The organism is Quyinboa mangrovi, from assembly GCF_042219825.1.
Classification (GTDB): domain Bacteria; phylum Bacteroidota; class Bacteroidia; order Bacteroidales; family UBA5342; genus JBHJHP01.
In genome coordinates this window covers 88,604-108,895 of the sequence record NZ_JBHJHQ010000007.1, presented here as the reverse complement: position 1 = coordinate 108,895, position 20,292 = coordinate 88,604, and the positions used below count along the sequence as shown (strand labels likewise).

Below are 20,292 nucleotides of genomic sequence, written 5' to 3'. Positions count from 1 at the left end.
TCTAATCAGGAGAAATTAATTCATTAATTCGATATCCCTGACAATAAGATTTAGTGTACCGGCAGCATCGCCATCTTTAGTGATAAAGGCATCGGCACTGGGTTCGCCTTCCACATAAACCCTTTTGCCTTTCTTAAGGTACTCGGCAATTTTAGTGCTTTGTTTTTCACTCTTCCAGATAACCGCTTTTATCCAGTCTGTTTTTTCAACTTTATTGCCGTTGGAATCTTTGTATTCCTTATGAACAGCAACACTGAAATTAATGGCTTTGCGTTTGCCAACTTCACGAACTTCGGCATCGGTGCCAAGTACACCATTTAATTGTAGTCTAAACATGATGAATTGTTTTAGGTTTTGGTAAATAAATTATCTTAGACAAATTACGTTTTTTTTGCCTAAAAGTCAAGTCTGAAAGAATAAGATAGCTTATTTTAAGGCACTTAACATGATTTCCACTGGGTGGAGGGCAGATTTTCCGGTTCCATCTTTAATGTGATGGCGGCAACTTGTTCCGGGTGCTGCCAATATCGTTTCCTCATTGCTTTTGCGAACCTCCGGAAACAATATCATTTCGCCGATCTGCATGGAAAGGTCATAATGTTCTTTTTCGTAACCGAATGATCCGGCCATGCCGCAGCATCCGGTTTTAAACTCTTCAACGCTGTAATTCTCAGGAAAAGAGAGCATCTGTAAGGTCGGCGTAGTAGAAGCCACCGCTTTTTGCTGACAATGACCATGCAATCTGATGGTTTTGGGTTCAGCAGAAAACGATGCTTTTGAAATACGACCAGCTTCTACTTCACGCATAAAAAACTCTTCGAACAGCATGGTGTATCCGGCAACTTTCTTAGCATCATCCTGCAAATGCTTATCCACAAGTTCAGGATACTCATCCCGGAAGGACAGGATGGTGGAGGGTTCCAGACCGATCAACGGATGATCGGATGAAATAAGATCTTTCAGCAGCATGATGTTGTCTGTTGCCAGCTGCTTGGCTTTTCGCAACAAGCCCTTTGAGATGTAAGTCCGGCCGCTGTCCCGAAGTTTTGGTATCACCACATGATAACCCAGTTTGTTGAGCAGTGCAATGGCTGAGAGACCGGTCTCCGGTTCCTGCATGTTGGTAAACTCGTCAGCGTAAAAGTATACCAGCTTGTCTTTTGAATTAGTGGTTTGACGGACGCGCGAGGTAAGCTGACGTTTCACCATAGGGAGCGTTCGTTTGGGAGCAAATCCCATGAGTTTTTTGAATGCCGTTGTTTTTTGAACCAGGTTGGCCATTTCCCGGACCGGATAGATCAGGCGGTTCATAACCGGAAGGTAGGCAATCATTCCTGAACGAAACGGAATGCCGTGAATATCGTAATAATGTTGCAGGAATTCGGCTTTGAAACGTGCCATGTCAATATTCGCCGGGCATTCAGATTTACAGGCTTTACACGATATACACAAATCCAGAATATCGTAAAGTTCCTGTTGATCAAGAGGATCTGCTTTAGTGCTGTGGTGCATATGTTCCCTTAGTAGATTTGACCGTCCCCGGGTGGATTTATCTTCATCGCGGGTAGCCATATAGGTCGGGCACATGGTACCTCCAATAAACTCACTTTTACGGCAATCTCCCGATCCGTTGCATTTTTCCACGGCCCTTAAAAATCCTTTCACCGGTGTGAAATCGCTTACGGTTTCAATTTCCGGATAACGATTGGAAGGCAGATACCTCAGGCTTTCTGTAATGGGTGGAACATCCACTATTTTCCCCGGGTTAAAGATGTTGTTCGGATCCCAGGTTTGTTTGATATCCTTAAAAAGACGATAGATTTTATCGCCGTACATAAACGGAATAAAGTGCCCGCGTAAGCGTCCGTCTCCGTGTTCACCGCTGAGCGAACCACGGTATTTTTTTACCAGTTTTGCAATCTCTTCAGCGATGGTTTGATAGAGCTGCCTGTCTTCCTCCACTTTCAGGTTCAGCAAGGGACGCAGATGAATCTCCCCTGATCCAACATGGGCATAAAACACACACTGCAAACCATATTTATCCAGTACCGCCTGAAATTCGTTAATGTAATCCGGCAACAGGCGCGGTGCTACTGCAGTATCTTCAATAACGGTAGTGCTTTTGCGGTCACCCTCTACATTGGACAACAGACCAAGACCGGCAGTACGCAGATCCCAGACGCGTTTTATCTTATCATCCCCAAAGATCAGCGGAAAGGCATAGCCATAACCGTTTTTCTCTAGTTCTGCGGTCATCTTATCCACCACATCCCGGATTTCCTTTTCGGTTTCGCGGGCGAATTCAATAACGAGAACATTCTTTGGGTTCCCTTCCAGCCAGAAGCGGTTTTTGCGTTGTTCAATGTTTGATTCGGTGCACTTAATGATAATATCATCCATCATCTCAACCGCACCGGGATGATATTGTAATGCAATAATATTGGCCTTTAAAGCCTCTTCAAGTGAATTAAAATGAGCTGCCACCACACCCTTTACCTTAGGAGGCAGCGGGATAAGGTTCAGCTTCATGGATTTTGTAAAGGCCAGAGTGCCCTCGGATCCTGCCAGTAACTTGCAGAAGTTAAAGGGTGTTTCTGTAGGTTCAAATGGTGCGGTTTCCGTTAAAAAGTCAAGAGCATATCCCATATTTCGCCGGTGAACCTCTTCCAGTGGATAGGCATCCTTTATTTCCTGTTTTAGTTCCGGATCAGTCAGTATCTTTTGGATGTTCTGATAAATTGAGCGTTCAAGGCTGTTTTCTGAATGAAGCTTTGCCTCAAACCTTTGTTGGTCGAGGGGTTCAAATTTTACTTCTGACCCATCAGAAAGAATGGCATCCACTTCAAGAATATGGTCTCGCACACTGCCATAAATAAGGGAATGCAGACCACAGGAATTATTTCCCAGCATACCGCCCACGCGGCACCGGTTGGCAGTGGACGTTTCGGGTCCGAACTGCAGACCGTGAGGTTTGAGATGCATATTAAGTTCGGCCAGGTTTACACCCGGTTCAACCTTTACCCAGTGTTCTTTAGTATTCAACTCAAGAATCCGGTTCAAATGTTTGGAGATGTCGATGACGATGCCTGACCCAACCACCTGGCCTGCAAGTGATGTTCCGGCAGCCCTTGGAATAACAGATGTTTTGTGGGTGTTGGCAAAGGCAATGGTTTTTTTGATATCATCGACAGTTTCAGGGATGACAACGGCCAGAGGTTTTTCGCGGTATGATGATGCATCTGTTGCATAAAGCGACCGCCAGACGTCGTTAAAATGTACATCTCCCTTTATTTCTTCCCTGAGTTGTTGCAATGCATCCGTCATGTCTCCGCGTTTAGTACCACGAATATAATCCAAATTCAATAAAATTGTAAATCTGTCGTGTTTCGGATGAACCGGTTTCAAAAATAAGCGCTAATTTTATTCTGTTGATGGACGCTGAAAAATATATATCCGTTTCATACTACAGATCACCATTCGGGGAGTTGATTTTAGGATCATTTGATGGCGATCTTTGTCTGTGCGACTGGCGCTACCGGAAGATGCGCCAGGCCGTGGATGAACGGATAATAACCGGATTACAGGCAGAGTTTAAAACGGAAGAAACACCCGTGATTAAAGCAACGATTCAACAACTTGAGGCGTATTTTGAAGGGAAAAGAAAAGATTTTGAAATTCCAGTGAGGTTTGTTGGATCCGGTTTTCAAAAGCGTGTTTGGAAGGCCTTGTTAAACATTCCGTTTGGAGAAACCATCACGTATCTGGATCTGGCTAAAAGTCTGGGCGATGAAAAATCCATTCGGGCGGCAGCCTCTGCGAACGGTGCAAATGCCATTTCCATAATTGTTCCCTGCCACAGGGTTGTCGGGCAAAACGGAAAACTGACCGGTTATGCGGGAGGTCTGGAGACTAAACGCAGGTTGTTGTTGCTGGAATCAAAAGACCTTCATAAAAATGAACTTCCACTGTTTGACTGAAGTTAAACCGGAACAGCCGTACTGTATTTAACTTCATTTAAAACGAAAAAACTTTTAATCTGTTTGATATTTGGCAGAACGGCTAATTTGTCGGATGAGAAAATATGATAGGCTTCAAGATCGCTGACGATCACCTTCAGCATATAATCAAAAGCTCCACCCATCAGGTAGCACTCCACTACTTCAGGTATTTTAGAAATGGCTTCGTTAAACTTATGCAGTTCCTCCCTTTTTTGTACATCCAGCGATACGGAACAAAAAACCACCATGGCATTTGTAAGTTTCTTCTTGTCAACCAATGCTACATACTTTAAGATGATCCCTTCTTTTTCCAGCCGTTTGATGCGTTCATAGATGGGTGTTTTTGACATTTTAAGGGCTGCAGCTATCTCCTTTACATTGCGTTTGGCATCCTCCTGCAACATTTGCAGAATGATTTTATCCGTGGAATCGAGTGTTATCATGGGAAATTTTCCGTTTTAATATTGAATTTGAAAGCAAGATAGTTAACAATTACTTTATAAAGTTTAAAAGTACGGAAAAAATACTTTAATGATAAATGACATCCTTTAAATTTCCTGTATTGATTAAATTTAAAATAAAAATGTCAGAATCAAATCATAAATTTCATCCCGAGAGTGAGATGATGTCCTACGGGTATAATTCTGCTCTTTCAGAAGGTTCAATCAAGTGTCCGATTTTTCAGACCTCTACCTTTGTTTTTAAAAATGCAGAAGCAGGTAAAGCGTATTTTGAACTTGCCGTTGGTTTGCGTGAAAAAGCCAAAGATGAGGAAGAACCCGGACTCATCTACAGCCGGCTGAATAATCCCGATCTAGAAATTCTGGAGGACCGGCTTTGCCTTTGGGACGAGGCCGAGGATTGTGCCGTATTCGAAAGCGGCATGTCGGCCATCAGTACGGTTTTTCTTGCCCTGCTGAAACCCGGAGACGTTTTGCTTTACAGCTCCCCGACTTATGGTGGGACAGATCACCTGATTCATCATTTTTTACCCGGACTGGACATTACCTGCATTGGATTTCATGCAGGCATGAGCAAGGATGAGCTGATAAAACTTGTGGAAGCTACCGGTAAACCAGAACGGCTGAAACTGATTTTCATTGAAACACCGGCTAATCCTACCAACGATATTCTGGATATTTCGTGTTGCAAGGCTGTAGGGGATCATTTTAAGACAAAAATGAATGAGCCGCTTCTTGCTGTGGACAATACCTATATGGGACCACTGTGGCAGCATCCGTTAAAACATGGTGCCGACTTTGTGATTTATTCTGCAACCAAATACATCGGGGGCCACAGCGATGTGATAGCCGGTGCGGTTTTAGGTTCAAAACAACTGATGAAACAGATTCGTCATTTGCGTACCTACCTTGGAAATATGGCAGGTCCGTGGACGGGATGGTTGCTGATGCGCAGTCTCGAAACCCTGAAAGTCAGAATGGAGGCACAGACGCTGAATGCTCAGAAGGTAGCGGCTTTTCTGGTGGGTCATCCTAAAATTGAAAAAGTGTATTATCCGGGGTTAATACGTCCCGATTCAGCAATCTATGAGGTTTATAAACGACAGTACACTGCACCGGGTGCAATGTTATCATTTGATATTGCCGGCGGCGAAAAAGAGGCATTTAAGTTTCTGAATAATCTGAAAATGATGAAGCTGGCGGTGAGCCTGGGGAGTACCGAAAGCCTTGTACAGCATCCCTATAGCATGACCCATGCCGGTGTTGATCCGGAATTTAAAAAACAGCTGGGTGTAACACCCAAAATGGTCAGGTTGTCTGTTGGTGTGGAAAATTATGAAGATATCATATGGGATATTAAGCAATCGTTAGATATGATTTAGGAAGGATGTTTTCCTGATTTTGGAGTTAGTGTTAAGGGGTTGCCGGCAGGCAGTCCCTTTTTTTGCTCCTGAATCCGCTTGAGACTCCGCTAATGTTTCTGCGACACGTGGAAAGGGAGTTTCGAAACCTTGTATGGACTATGTGGTAAATTCAAAAACTACAACCATTTCCAGGATAGCTTGTTGTAATCTTTACAACAAAAAAGAGTTGACGAAAAGATATGCCCGATTCTCATAACATACTGGTCGTTGGTTTTGGTCTGGCCGGTGCTGCCGTTGCGGCACATCTGGAGAAAAGAAAAGCAGATTATACGGTCATCACTTCCCCTTCCAAATCCAGCTCATCACGTGTTGCAGCAGGCATGTTCAATCCCATTGTATTCAGGAGACTGCTGAAAACATGGATGGCTGACACGATTCTGCCTTATGCTGAAACTTTCTACAGGAAGCTTGAGGAAAAGCTCAATGCAGAATTCTATCATCCGGTGCAGTATTATAAACTATTCGGAAAGGAGGAAGCTGAATTCTGGGAGAAGCGCTCCCGATCGGAGGACACAAAACCATATCTGTCGCAGAATCTTTTGAATGATCTGAACCAGAATTACCTTAAAACACCTTTTGGTGCAGGAGAGGTTTTTGGTGCCGGATATGTGGATATCAACACGTATCTTGATGCTTTCGGACATTACCTGAAATCCTCAGGAAAACTGATTATTGATGATCTGGACTATTCTGAGATTGAATTAAAAGAGCGTAATGCACATTTCAGAGACAAGGTTTATGATCGGGTTATATTTTGTGAAGGGAGCCACGCCATACATAATCCGTGGTTCAGCGATTTGCCGTTTAAACTGACCAAAGGTGAAGTTCTGACCATTGAGAGTGAACTGGACATGGATTTTGCGGTCAATAAAAACGGATTTGTGCTGCCACTGGGCAATCATCGCTACAGGGTTGGTGCCACCTATGAGTGGAAGGACCTGACAGAAGAACCGACTGAGGAGGGCAGGGAAACGCTGGTCGGGAAATTCAAAGCGATATCGGATGCGGAATTCAGCATCATTGAGCATAATGCGGGAATACGGCCAACACTGGCAAACCGGAGACCAGTGTATCAGATTCACGGTATATACAGGCAACTGGCTGTCTTTAACGGGCTTGGCACCAAAGGAGTGATGCTGGCGCCGTATTTTGCAAATGAACTGGTAAAAAGTTTGTAGTGGGAGTGCGACATTGAATCGTGTTCATCCAAATAAAAAGAGGTTGCCTTTCGACAACCTCCTAAACTATAATGAATATTTAATTGCTTACTTAGCGTAACTTACTGAACGTGTTTCACGGATAACAGTGATTTTCACCTGTCCCGGATACGTCAGTTCATCCTGAATACGTTTGGCAATATCAAATGATAACGTTTCAGAATCTTTATCCGAAACCTTGTCAGCTCCAACAATTACACGCAATTCACGACCTGCCTGAATAGCGTATGTTTTGGTGACACCTGGATAGGAAAGTGCCAGATCTTCCAGGTCTTTAAGTCGTTTGATATAAGCTTCTACAATTTCACGACGGGCACCCGGACGTGCGCCTGAGATAGCATCACAAACCTGTACGATAGGCGCCAGCAAGGTGGTCATTTCCACCTCATCGTGGTGTGAACCAATGGCATTAGCCACATCCGGTTTTTCCTTATATTTCTCAGCCAGCTTCATACCGAATACGGCGTGTGGCATTTCCGGCTCATCATCCGGCACTTTTCCGATATCATGCAAGAGACCGGCACGTTTTGCTTTTTTCGGATTCAGCCCTAGTTCTGATGCCATGATAGCACAGAGGTTAGCTGTCTCACGCGAGTGCTGCAGCAGGTTCTGTCCGTAAGAAGAACGGTATTTCATTTTTCCGACCAGGCGAATAAGTTCGGGATGCAGTCCATGAATACCGAGATCAATCGCTGTGCGTTTACCGGTTTCAATGATCTCCTCCTCAATCTGTTTGCGTACCTTGTTTACAACTTCTTCGATACGTGCAGGGTGAATCCTTCCGTCAGACACCAGCTGGTGTAATGCCAGACGGGCAATCTCACGGCGTACGGGATCAAAACCACTCAGTACGATGGCTTCCGGTGTATCGTCTACAATAAATTCCACGCCGGTAGCTGCTTCTAGTGCCCTGATGTTACGTCCTTCACGGCCAATGATTCGTCCTTTTACCTCATCAGAATCGATGTGGAAAATAGTCACGGAATTTTCGATGGCAGCTTCTGTAGCAACACGCTGAATGGTCTGAACAACGATTTTTTTCGCCTCTTTATTGGCGGTCATCCGTGCTTCGTCCATAATTTCGTTGATCAGTGACATGGCGTTTGTTTTGGCCTCATCCCTCAACGATTCAATCAGTCTCTCCTTGGCTTCTTCAGCAGACAATCCTGAAATAGCTTCCAGGTGTTCCACTTCCTGTTTATGCATGCGTTCCAGCTCTGTTTGTTTCTTATCAACTATTTCCAGTTGCTGATCCAGATTGGTACGTATGGCATCCAGTTCGTTACTTTTACGGTTCAGTTCATCGTTTTTACGTTGAACATCTTTCTGTTGATCTTTAATGCGGTTTTCCGCAGCCAGCATCTTATTGTTTCTGGCATTTATCTGTTTCTCATGTTCGCTCTTCAGCTGCAAAAATTTTTCTTTTGCCTGAAGAATCTTATCCTTTTTGATCACTTCTCCTTCCTGTTCGGCTTCCTTGATAATCTTGGAAGTCTTTGATTTCAGGAGTTGCTGGATCATGACCCAGGATATTAAACCGCCCACAAGAAACGCTCCAATACCTATTAAATATGACTCCATTGTTACATTTTATTAATGTTTATATATAAAAAAAGCACCATTCTCAGACCGTAATGATTACAGTCTTAAAATGATGCGTTATCGTTGATAAAATATCTTCTTTATGAATGCTGTTCGTCATTCTTAAGGAAATCTTCGAGTTCTGCGTTCAGATCCCGTAGTTCCTCTACAATAGGATTTATGTCTTTTTTGTTCTTTAAATCAACCAGCTCCGACACAAGGTCGACAGCTGCCATTGCTAAATAATCCCGTTCTTCCCCCTCTGAATAACTTTCCCGATATTTTAACACCTTATCGGTTATGAGTTTCGCAGCTTTTCTAAACTTTTCTTCATCCTTTCTCAGAATCCTGAGTGGATAGTATTTTCCGGCTACATTCAAATGGATGTTAAATTTCTCGTCACCCATTTCGTTATTCATTTAACAGCTCTATACACTTATCAATATCCCGCACCATCAATCCAATCTTTTTCCTTAAACCTTCTTTTTCTTCATCACTTCCGGAAAAAGCCCTGGATATTTTCAACATCTCGTGATTGTGATTTAATTCATCATACCTCTCATTTGCTTCAGACAGGCTTGTTTTTAATGCGACGTTTTCTTCGTTTAACGTTTTATACGATTTTTTAAGCTCTGTCAATTGCCCCTTTAAAACGGATATTTTTTCTTTCAGATCCCTGAGCAATATAGCCTGTTCGTCGGTCATTTTAAGAATTAATCACTTACAAAAATAGTTAAGCAACGTCAAAATAAAAATTAATTGACCTAATTTTTCAAAAAATGCAATATGCCTTTATATTTGTCGTCATTCAAAATAAAGCGTTTTATGCAAAAAGGATTGCACATCATCATATTTCTTGTTCTGTTTTCCGGTCTTCAGGCTCAGGTCGACAAATACAGGACGGGATTTACACCTCCACTGGATATTCCCTTATACCTGAGCGGCAATTTTGGAGAGACACGGGGAGGACATTTTCATACAGGTATTGATATTAAAACTCTGGGTAGAACAGGACTTCCTGTAAAAGCGGTTGGTGATGGTTATGTGTCGCGGGTTTATGTATCGGAGGGCGGATACGGAAAAGCACTTTATATCACACATCCAAATGGTTTTACCTCTGTTTATGGTCATCTGGAAGGTTTTTCTCCAAAAATCAATGCCGTGGTTAAAGATCTGCAATATAAGAACGAGGCATTTAAACTAAATCACATTTTTAAGGAAGGAGAACTTTCCGTAAAACAGGGAGAAATCATTGCAAATTCCGGTAATACAGGTTCGTCCGGTGGACCTCATCTGCATTTTGAGATCAGACGAACGGATACGGAGCATCCTGTAAACCCTTTGCACTGCGGCATGCCGGTTAAAGATGATATGCGTCCACAGATTGTTGGAATAAAAGTGTTTCCTGTTTCCGGCAAGGGAGCTGTGAACAGGACGTCGGAAGGCCATTATTATCCTGCGGTCTTTTATGCCAATGCGTACCATCTGAAATCATCACCCCGCATAACTGTATCCGGTGAGGTTGGTATCGGGATAGAGACCTTTGATTATCTGACCGGGGACTGGAGTAAATGCGGAACCTACTCTGCCGATTTGTATGTAGATAATATCCTGACGTTTTGCTGGACCATTGACAGTCTGTCCTTTGATGAAAGCCGGTGTATCAATACGGTTTGTGATTTTAAATCAAAAGTGGATGATCATAAATGGATCTACAAAATGTTTCGTGATGAACCCAACAACATCTTCAGCAACTACTGTAATGATAATACGGGAATCATCAACTTTGAAAAGACGGGGACACATACTGTAAAACTGATTGTACACGATGCGTATGGTAACCGGTCGGATTGCGAATTTAAGGTGCAGGCCGAAAGAACTGCTATTCCTCTTATTCAGGATAAAGGTATCATGAAGGTTGCCTGGGATATAGGTGGCACTTATGCTGATGATTCCCTGCAGGTGATCTTTCCACCCAAGGCATTGTTTAATACCATAAATTTTGAACTGAAGAAGGAACCATCTGCTGATTTTTGGTCACAGATTTATACGGTTCATAAGGACAATGTAGCCATTTTTAAAACCATTTCTATAAAGATGAAGCCTGAAAAAACCGGGGATATGAAAAAACTGTACATTGCCGGTGTGGGACGGTCCGGTAAGCCTGAAGGTTTTTATGGTAATACAGAAGCGGATGGATGGATATCAGGATCGACCAGAAGTTTTGGACGGTATGCCCTTGCAAAGGATACCATTGCACCGGAAATCCGTTCACTGGATGTGAGTGATGGTCATAACATTTCGTGGAAAAAGGAACTTCGGTTTAAGATTAAAGATGACGCTTCAGGCATTGCATCCTTCAGGGGAGAGATCGATGGTAAATGGATTCTGCTGGATCATGAAGCGAAAAAAGATATGCTGACCTACACCTTCGATCCGTCACGCGTTGAAAAAGGAAAAGATCATACCTTGTTTGTAAAGGTTGAAGATAATGTGGGGAATGTGAAGGTGTTTTTGTGTTCGTTTACATGGTAGATACTCAGTAAGAAATTAACAGTCATAAATTCCTGATTACTAAAAAAGCTAATCTATATGATAATTCTCAGACGGTGAACAGATAAATAAAAACAGAAGCTAATGCTGAGAAATTAGCAACAGGTTAGGAAACGATTTATGAAATAATACTGGTTTTGTACAATTCAAATGAAAGTGACAACAGAAGAGGTCAGAACCAAACTTGTAGGCTGCATACCAAAAAGTTTCACATCCAGATGAATAAGCAATAGATCAATATTGTTAAATATCAGCGTGTTATAATATACTGTTTCGGAGTAAAAGTTACCACTCACAATTAAGGGATAAGCGTCCCTTATCAACCGGACAACAGGATGAATGCTCTTATTGCCTATGTAAATCAGCAGAAAAACAAGGGGAAGCAAAAGCAAACGAACTAAAACCAATGGCCAAACCGGCAAGGATTGATCCTTTGCAAAGACTATAAACAATGTGCTTACGGGCAGATAACTTATAAAAAGACGTAATCGATATTCTTCAATGTTGCGTCGTTGGGATTGATAAAACAGAGTAAATATAGGTTTTTATTGATATGTTCGACATAGAAAACAGAACTACAAACTTTCAGCATTAAATGCAATTATACCAATGGGTTTAACATCCTCTCCTGATTCAGGATTCATCCAACAGATACTTTTGATGCATTAATAGTTACTATTCTATTTGTAATTTAACGGACAGTCTAAACATTTAAACTAACTATCTTTTATTAAATGAATTAATTATCTATTTTTATTTATTATAACATTAATTATCATGAAACCCCACCACATAATATTACTTTTCTCATCACTGGTACTATTTTCAGCCTGTCATAACAAATACGAGCCTATAACAGGCTATTGGGAAGCTACATTTACGGATTCAGTTAATTTTCCTAAACAAATATTGTACTTTAATGCTGAAAATGGAAAGTTAAAACTTACCATTGATGAACCGGAAGATGGCTTATTACACGTTCCTGGAGAACATGTCTGGTTTCAAAATGACAGTCTGCATTATGAGACAGTAAGCGGAATCTATAAATATGACGGGAAACTAAATCCTGATAATGGTGTAATTAAAGGCATCAGGTTTGCCGGAACGTTCTATTCGTCGCCTTTTATCATAAGACGTATTTCAGCAGAAGCACTGTCCTATTATAAAATACCACGCCTTAAAGCTAACGGGGACCGCGAATTTTCATATACCTATCGTCCACCTATTCATGCAGAGGATGGCATTGCAACCGGCACCCTGGCTGAGGCAGACATTGATACCAGCTATCTGGTTCAGCTTGTAAAGAATATCCTGAGTGGTAAAATGGCTACTGTTCACAGTCTTTTGCTGGTAAAAGACAATAAACTGGTATTTGAAGAATATTTTCATAACTATAACATCCATGATGTACACAAAGTAGAATCTGTGATCAAAACCATTCAATCAGCCCTGGTTGGCATTGCAATTGACAACGGGTTTATTCCGGACGAGAATGAATATGTTAGCAGCTATTTTTCGGACAGGGACAGTACCCGGTGGATCAGAAAAAATTATCCGGTACAAATCAGGCATCTCTTAAGTATGACTTCCGGTTTGGAGTGGAAGCCCTATAACGAAGATGGTCCAAGTGATGATTCTGAGATTTACCTGTCACCGGATTACATCAACTATGTCCTCAATAAAAATCTGATTAACAAACCAGGGAAAACGTTTTTGTACAATAACCGCTTTAACTTTTTGCACCAGGGAATAATAGAAAAAACCTCTGGTATGTCACTGGATAGTTTCGCTAAAACCTTTTTATTTAGTCCGCTGGGAACTGATGAATATGAATGGAAGATAATTGAAAACGGGAATTTTAAATTTCTTGATGCACTGAAGCTTTCACCCAGGACAATGATAAAGTTCGGTATGTTATACCTTAATAAAGGTAAATGGAATAACCAGCAGATTATCTCGCCGGAATGGGTAAGCGTTTCAACTGAGAAGCATGCCAATGCAGGGACACTGGATTATGGTTATACCTGGTGGATGAAAAACTATACCGTTGACGGAAGATCTTTCCGGACTATATTTGCCCTTGGTCATGGGGAACAGATCATCATGCTGATTCCTGAAGCCAATGCTGTATTTGTAATGACAGGTGGTAACTTTATGCTGAAGCCTCAACGCCAGGATGAGATACTGACCCGCTACATACTGCCTTCGTTAAATACAAAAAATACAACCACGCCGGTAATCGATCTGGACAAGCTGGCAGGGAGCTTTGAAACAAACAGTCATGAATTCCTGACCATTGAACTCAGGGACTGTGTTCTTCAAGTTACAGATCCGGCAGGACGACAGTTTAGCTTACTGCCAAAATCAGGAAATGTATATCAGGTTGAAAATTCACCGCTAACCGTAACATTCTATCTGGATGATTCCGGTTCCTTAATAACAGCTTATATCTATAACAATACTCAGATAGTGGATAGATTAATAAAGAAAGAGGTCAATAAAAGGTAGATAGTTACAGATTTGGAAATACTTTATGAAATAAAACATGTTTTCTACAATGTTTAGTTACTATTTGTTTTCATGTCGCAAAAACAATTCGTAAATTTATATGTTTCTAAACAAGAATGATTCTTATTTAGAAACAATTCAAATGAAAGTAACAACAGAAGAGGTCAGAACCAAACTTGTGGGTGCAGGGCTAAAAGTAACACCACAACGGATGAATATCCTTGAGGCTGTCTATGCCCTTAAAAATCATCCTACGGCTGAAAGAATCTGTGAATTCATCCGGGAACGTAATCCTAATATTGCCACCGGAACAGTTTACAAGGTACTGGAAACCCTGGTTGAAAAGAACATCATTAAAAAAGTTAAGACAGACAGGGATATTATGCGCTACGATGGGCTGACGGAAAATCATCATCATTTATACTGCTCAGAATGCGATGTAATTGAAGATTATTTCGATAGCGATCTGGATAATTATTTAAAGGATTATTTCAACCATAAACAGTTGCCGGGATTTAAAATAGAAGATATAGTCCTTCAGATCCGGGGAAAATTTAATAAATGCTGAAAAAGTCATGTATACATATCATATTTGCGATACATAATTTATAGTAAATCGAAATACTCTGAATGCAATTGAAGAATTGTATCAGTCATCATTCTCTTCCACCCAAAAACTATATTTTTATTAAAGACATAGTGTCTTATTGATAACTATTAAAAGGATTCAATTTTACTGAATATTACTCACCATGTTAGAAAAAATTGTAAATTTTAGTGTCAGGAATAAACTGATCGTAATTCTCTTCACATTAACAGTTGCAGGCTTTGGTTTTTATTCCATCCTTAGAATACCCGTTGGCGCAGTACCTGATATTACCAACAACCAGGTTCAGGTCATTACAACTTCAGGAAATCTATCGACCCAGGAGATTGAACAGTTTATTACCGCTCCGGTCGAGATGGAAATGGCCAATTTGCCTGGAGTAGAGGAAATCAGATCGGTATCAAAATTTGGTATCTCGGTTGTTACGGTTGTGCTAAAGGAAAGTTTAGGCACATATCTTCCCCGTCAGTTAATTGCCGAAAAAATTAAGAGCGCTTCGGCCAACATTCCCGAAGCATACGGTGCTCCTGAAATGGGTCCGATAACAACAGGACTGGGTGAGATATACCAGTATATTGTAGATGTAAAACCCGGATACGAAAACAAGTATTCGCCAATGGAATTAAGGACCATTCAGGATTGGATCATCAAACGAAGATTATCAGGCATTAACGGGGTAGTAGAAATAAACAGCTGGGGCGGTTATTTAAAGCAGTACGAAGTAGCCGTTGAGCCTTCGCGCCTGTTAAGCCTTAATATTACATTGATGGATGTATTCAATGCCCTTGAAAAAAACAACAGTATTTCCGGCGGATCCTATATTGAGAAGACAAACCAAAGCTATTTTATCAGGGGCGACGGACAGGTAACATCTTTGGAGGACATCGAAAATATAGTGGTTAAAAACAATGCCGGGACACCTGTATTAGTAAAGGATTTGGGCAAAGTTCATTATGGTTATGCCAATCGTTTCGGAGCCATAACGGCAAACGGGAAAGGAGAAACAGTACTGGGTCAAATAATGATGCTAAAGAATGCAAACTCCAAAGAGGTTATCAATGAAGTAAATTCAAGAGTGGCCGAAATACAGACAAATCTACCGGAAGGCATATTCATTAATCCCATTCTGGAACGTAGCGAACTGATAGCCAAAACATCGTTTACTGTGGTTGAAAACCTGGTTCTTGGTGCCATTATCGTCATGCTGACCGTTATCCTTTTACTTGGCAATATCAGATCCGCGCTTGTAATTGCATCCATGATACCTTTGGCACTACTGTTTACCATTTCAATGATGTATATTTTTGGGATCGATGCCAATTTAATGAGTTTGGGCGCACTGGACTTTGGAATCATAATAGACGGTGCCGTGATCATCGTAGAATTTATTGCCATCAAAATGACGGTGCAAAAAAAGGAAATCCTGAAAAGTGACAAAAATGGACGCCAAACGATTATGGACAGGATATCACACGAAGGGGCTTCAAAAATGATGCAGTCCGCCATTTTCGGACAGGTGATTATTCTGATCGTATTTATTCCCATTCTTTCCTTAAGTGGTGTGGAAGGGAAAATGTTCCGTCCAATGGCACTGGCTTTTTCCTTTGCGATTATTGGCGCCATGATTATGGGGCTTACCTGGCTTCCGGTCGCCTCTTCTTTATTCCTGAGACCAGGAAAAACGAAAAAACGAAACATTTCAGACTGGATCATGAAGGTCGCCTACAATTCCTATCACCCGGTTATCGAATGGTCCTATGATCACAAAAAGATTGTGCTTGGGCTCGCTATTATATCACTCATTTTCACAGGTGTATTATTCTCAAAAATGGGCGGTGAATTTGTTCCGACACTTAATGAAGGTGATTTTGTGATCCAACCCGTATTAAAAACCGGCACATCCCTTTCGAAAACAGTTGAGACAACTACAAAAATGGAAAATATACTGATAAAGGAATTTCCCGATGAAGTTCATCAGATAGTATCCAGGATTGGTGCAGCAGAGGTGCCAACTGACCCGATGTCGATGGAAGAAATCGATATGATCATCAAGTTAAAACCAAGGGAGGAATGGACTGCTGCAAAAGGGAAGGAAGAACTGGCTGATAAATTCAAAAACGCATTATCGGTTATTCCCGGAATAGATTATGAATTTACACAGCCCATCGAAATGAGGTTTAACGAACTCATTACAGGTGTACGATCCGATATTGCCATTAAAATATTTGGTGAAGATCTTAACTATATCACTCAAAAAGCTGCGGAGGTGAAGGATTTGATTGCTGATATTCCCGGTGCAAGTGATGTTATACTGGAAAAAACATCAGGCTTACCACAGATCAGGGTAAAATATAACAGAAGTAAAATTGCATATTATGGCGTTAATATTGACGATTTAAATACGTACTTATCATCTGCATTTGGAGGGAAAATTGTCGGAGTTGTTTTTGAAGGTGAAAAACGGTTTGATATGGTCATGCGATTTGGAAATGAAAACCGGACAGGCATTGAAAATATCCGACAACTTCAGGTTCCTGTTTCCACAGGCGCACAAATACCGTTATCTGAACTCGCTGACATTACTTACACACAAGGTCCGGCTAAGATATCGCGGGACAACACCCAGAGACGCGTTGTAGTCAGTGTGAATGTAAGAAACCGCGATTTGCAATCTGTGATCATGGATATACAACAGCGCATAAATGATAACGTCAAACTCAGTCCCGGAAATTATATTGAATATGGCGGACAGTTTGAGAATTTACAAAACGCATCCAACCGTCTGCTGATCGCTGTTCCAATAGCTATGTTATTAATCTTTATCTTTTTACATTTTGCTTTTAAATCGTTGCGTGATGCCATTATGATTTTTTCGGCAATACCTTTGGCCACTGTTGGTGGTGTCTTTTTGCTTTGGTTACGCGGACTACCTTTCAGCGTATCAGCAGGCGTAGGTTTCATCGCATTGTTCGGTATTGCCGTATTAAACGGAATTGTACTCATTGAACATTTAAAGGAACTGGAACATCAGGGCATGAAATCAATGCGGGAGCTGATCATGACAGGAACAAAAGACCGCCTGCGTCCTGTTATGCTAACTGCCGGTGCGGCAGCCACAGGTTTTTTGCCTATGGCAATATCTACCGGAGCCGGAGCTGAAGTGCAGCGCCCGCTTGCCACAGTGGTCATTGGCGGACTGGTAACATCTACCATGCTTACGATGATTGCTCTTCCACTCCTTTACGAAATATTTTACAACGTAAAACGCATTCAGCTTTTTCCGTTACGTTTTATCCGCTCAAATAGTACTAGCATTATCATCTTGTTATTACTAATGCCCGGCCTTTCGTTGTTCGGACAAAACAAAACACTGAACTTAAATGAAGCGATTGACATTGCCGTTCAAAACAATGCAGATATTGCGGCATATTCGCTCAAAGTGGATGAAAGTAAGGCTTTAAAGAAAACGGCATATGCATTTGATAAAACAACGGTAAGTTATGGACTGGATCAGAATAATATTGCTGAAAACGGTTACCCGTTGAAAGTATGGGGGGTTGAACAGAGCTTTAGTTTTCCAACGTATTATTCGGCTCAAAGCAATTCCAGGTCTATTGAAGTCTCCATGGCTGAAACAAGACTAGACATTCAAAAAAGGGTTGTCATAAAAGATGTTTCATATGCATTTTTCAATTACCAGATGCTTCGGAATAAGCAAAAGCTGTATCTTAAACTGGACAGCTTATATACGGAGTTACTGAACAATTCTGAAAAAAGAGCGGAAAAAGGTGACATCAGCCGACTTGATGTATTAAATATTAAAGCTAAAAAAAGTCAGACAGGCATATTTCTGAACTCCATTGAAATTGATCTGGGAAATACCTACAAAAAACTCAAAACACTAATGAATTACGATGCCGACTTTTATGTATCTGATTCACTTGAGTTCATACAAACAACGACGCTAAAGACGGATTCGGTTCCATCTATTCAACTCCTCAGGTTTGAGAATGACTTTACGAATTCCCTGATTAAAATTGAGAAGAATAAAACGCTTCCTGATTTCACGTTTAATTACTTTCTTGGATCGAACCGTTATGATAATTCAAAGATCTACCATGGTTTTCAGGTTGGTGTGGCTATTCCACTTCTTTTTGCAGATGACAAAGCCAGAATCCAGGCTGCAAAAATTGCGGGTCATGCACAAACCATATCATCAGAGAATGAGATTAAAAAAATAAACACAAATTTAAATGAACTCATAAATACACGGTTAAAATACAAAGCTTTACTTGATTACTACTTTACTGAAGGGAAAATGCTGTACAAGGAAATAATGAGAACAGCATTGAAATCGTATGAACTTGGGGAGATAAATTTCTACCAGTTTGTCACCAGTTTCGAGTCAGCATCAGGAATTGAGCTTGATTATTATGATAATCTTTTTAACTACAACGTCATTTCTTCAGAAATAATAAACTATTCAAAATAAACAGTAACGATTATGAAATCACACTTTATTTTATCCATACTATTATTCAGTACTGTACTTTTATCCTGTCAGCATAAATCTGCAGAGACTGAAGAAACTGCTTCAGATTTGATTCAAATAACAAAAGCCCAGTTTGATACCGAAAAGATGGCGTTGGGAGAACCTGCCTTAAGCCCGTTTTCTGATATGGTATACTTTACCGGCACAATTACGCCCAAAGCAAACGGGAAAGCACAAATCAGCCTTCCTGTTCCGGGAATTGTCAGCAAGGTATATGGAAAACCCGGGATGCAAACTATTAAAGGGACATCTTTAATAGAAATATCGGGAGGTGTGCTGATTGATCTGCAAAAAGACTATGCAGAGTCAGCTGCCATGCTCAAACGACTGAAAAGTGAATACGAAAGAACCAAAGAGCTTAATGACGAAAATATTGGTTCAAAAAAAGAGTATATCATGGCAGAAAGCAACTATTTGGCAGAAAGAGCCAAATTTAATGCTTTGAAACTTAAATTAGAGAAAATAGGGTTGGATGTAAACCGGGTTCAGGATGGTAATTTTTATACATCTTATACACTTAAGGCACTCATTAAGGGTTATCTTACAAACATAAATGCAACCGTTGGACAGTTTATTGAACCGCAGCAAACCATTGCTGAAATTGTTGATCCTGAATCTTTCCAGATTAAACTTTCAGTTTTTGAGAAAGACATCAATAAATTAAAACCGGGTCAAACCATTGAATTCTCTCCGGCCGGTAACAAAAACATCAAACATACAGCTAAGTTAGCTTCAGTTGGTAAGGCCATCATGCCCGATACCCGCTCCATTGAATGCTTTGCTGATATTGATGCTTCCGAATCTGCAAACTTTGTAAATCAACAATTTGTGGAAGGTAATGTTATTACAAACTCAGAAATGGTGTTTGCTCTACCTGAGTCTGCAGTAGTATTCTCAGATAATGATGCCTATATCTTAATGTATGAAAAAGAAACACCTGAAGATTATTTTTTCAGTAAAGCAAAAATAAAAACTGGTAGAAAAACAGAAAAACTGGTAGAGCTGACCGATGTACCAAAATCTAAAAAAATACTGGTAACAGGAGTCTATAATCTAAATATTGAATAAGTTTTCCGGTATCAGACCAACTGAATGTTATTAGTTCAATATAACATTGACGCAATAAAAAGGGGACGCACAATGGGTCCCCCAAGTACCTAAAATCAAGATTATGGTGTTAGTTAAAAAGGTTCAGTACACTATCCATTGAAATGTATTTATAATTCTGGCTCACTTTTTTTCGCCCGTCATAATTGTATCCGTCCTGAACCACCAGTATGCCTTTTGGATATTTCGTTCCCATTGAACAGCACTAATATCAATGCCATCTGTTTCTTCCACACCATCAACTTCACCGGCTTTGCTGTTGACCACTTAGTTTATACTATCCT

16 protein-coding genes are annotated in these 20,292 nt (G+C 40.8%); 8 read left to right on the top strand and 8 right to left on the bottom strand.

Features of this window, described 5'->3' with window-relative positions:
- Positions 1-15: 15 nt before the first annotated feature.
- The gene (locus ACE1ET_RS15635; protein ID WP_375721496.1) at positions 16-336 is read right to left on the bottom strand and encodes a single-stranded DNA-binding protein; all 321 of its coding nucleotides are present in this window, start codon (positions 334-336) and stop codon (positions 16-18) included.
- 90 nt (positions 337-426) lie between these two features.
- Positions 427-3,405: an FAD-binding and (Fe-S)-binding domain-containing protein gene (locus ACE1ET_RS15630; RefSeq protein ID WP_375729356.1), complete on the bottom strand. Its 2,979-nt coding sequence runs from the start codon at positions 3,403-3,405 to the stop codon at positions 427-429.
- Positions 3,406-3,431: 26 nt separating this feature from the next.
- Between ACE1ET_RS15630 and ACE1ET_RS15625 the strand changes: the two genes are divergently transcribed.
- On the top strand, positions 3,432-3,977 hold the full coding sequence (locus tag ACE1ET_RS15625) for a methylated-DNA--[protein]-cysteine S-methyltransferase (RefSeq protein ID WP_375729355.1): 546 nt from the start codon (positions 3,432-3,434) through the stop codon (positions 3,975-3,977).
- A 2-nt stretch (positions 3,978-3,979) separates the two neighbouring features.
- Here ACE1ET_RS15625 and ACE1ET_RS15620 read toward each other — a convergent pair whose 3' ends face one another.
- On the bottom strand, positions 3,980-4,441 hold the full coding sequence (locus ACE1ET_RS15620; RefSeq protein ID WP_375729354.1) for an Lrp/AsnC family transcriptional regulator: 462 nt from the start codon (positions 4,439-4,441) through the stop codon (positions 3,980-3,982).
- A 140-nt stretch (positions 4,442-4,581) separates the two neighbouring features.
- Here ACE1ET_RS15620 and ACE1ET_RS15615 point away from each other — a divergent pair, with 140 nt between their 5' ends.
- Entirely contained in the window at positions 4,582-5,841 is a 1,260-nt protein-coding gene (locus tag ACE1ET_RS15615) for a cystathionine gamma-synthase family protein (RefSeq protein WP_375729353.1), read from the top strand.
- A gap of 221 nt (positions 5,842-6,062) precedes the next feature.
- The gene (locus ACE1ET_RS15610; protein WP_375729352.1) at positions 6,063-7,061 is read left to right on the top strand and encodes an NAD(P)/FAD-dependent oxidoreductase; all 999 of its coding nucleotides are present in this window, start codon (positions 6,063-6,065) and stop codon (positions 7,059-7,061) included.
- An 87-nt stretch (positions 7,062-7,148) separates the two neighbouring features.
- On the opposite strand, the gene rny is transcribed toward ACE1ET_RS15610, so the two are convergent.
- From rny to ACE1ET_RS15595, 3 genes are all read right to left on the bottom strand, one after another.
- Entirely contained in the window at positions 7,149-8,681 is a 1,533-nt protein-coding gene (rny, locus tag ACE1ET_RS15605) for a ribonuclease Y (protein ID WP_375721504.1), read from the bottom strand.
- Positions 8,682-8,782: 101 nt separating this feature from the next.
- Positions 8,783-9,088: a cell division protein ZapA gene (locus ACE1ET_RS15600; RefSeq protein ID WP_375729351.1), complete on the bottom strand. Its 306-nt coding sequence runs from the start codon at positions 9,086-9,088 to the stop codon at positions 8,783-8,785.
- Positions 9,089-9,092: 4 nt separating this feature from the next.
- The gene (locus ACE1ET_RS15595; protein WP_375729350.1) at positions 9,093-9,386 is read right to left on the bottom strand and encodes a hypothetical protein; all 294 of its coding nucleotides are present in this window, start codon (positions 9,384-9,386) and stop codon (positions 9,093-9,095) included.
- Positions 9,387-9,506: 120 nt separating this feature from the next.
- Between ACE1ET_RS15595 and ACE1ET_RS15590 the strand changes: the two genes are divergently transcribed.
- The 5 genes from ACE1ET_RS15590 (at position 9,507) to ACE1ET_RS15570 (ending at position 19,969) form a co-directional block, all read left to right on the top strand.
- Complete coding sequence (locus ACE1ET_RS15590) at positions 9,507-11,216, top strand: M23 family metallopeptidase (RefSeq protein ID WP_375729349.1); 1,710 nt, start codon at positions 9,507-9,509, stop codon at positions 11,214-11,216.
- A gap of 795 nt (positions 11,217-12,011) precedes the next feature.
- Positions 12,012-13,742, top strand: a complete 1,731-nt coding sequence (locus ACE1ET_RS15585) for a serine hydrolase domain-containing protein (protein ID WP_375729348.1) — start codon at positions 12,012-12,014, stop codon at positions 13,740-13,742.
- 142 nt (positions 13,743-13,884) lie between these two features.
- On the top strand, positions 13,885-14,310 hold the full coding sequence (locus tag ACE1ET_RS15580) for a Fur family transcriptional regulator (RefSeq protein ID WP_375729347.1): 426 nt from the start codon (positions 13,885-13,887) through the stop codon (positions 14,308-14,310).
- Between the two features lie 184 nt (positions 14,311-14,494).
- A complete protein-coding gene (locus tag ACE1ET_RS15575) occupies positions 14,495-18,841 on the top strand; it encodes a CusA/CzcA family heavy metal efflux RND transporter (protein WP_375729346.1) in 4,347 nt (1,448 codons plus the stop codon).
- 12 nt (positions 18,842-18,853) lie between these two features.
- On the top strand, positions 18,854-19,969 hold the full coding sequence (locus ACE1ET_RS15570; protein WP_375729345.1) for an efflux RND transporter periplasmic adaptor subunit: 1,116 nt from the start codon (positions 18,854-18,856) through the stop codon (positions 19,967-19,969).
- A gap of 109 nt (positions 19,970-20,078) precedes the next feature.
- Here the strand turns inward: ACE1ET_RS15570 and ACE1ET_RS15565 are convergent, their stop codons facing one another.
- Entirely contained in the window at positions 20,079-20,174 is a 96-nt protein-coding gene (locus ACE1ET_RS15565) for a hypothetical protein (RefSeq protein ID WP_375729521.1), read from the bottom strand.
- Positions 20,132-20,275 (bottom strand): hypothetical protein, encoded by a 144-nt coding sequence (locus ACE1ET_RS15560; RefSeq protein ID WP_375729522.1) that lies wholly within the window; start codon positions 20,273-20,275, stop codon positions 20,132-20,134. Before ACE1ET_RS15560 ends, ACE1ET_RS15565 begins: the two co-directional genes overlap by 43 nt.
- Positions 20,276-20,292: the final 17 nt, after the last annotated feature.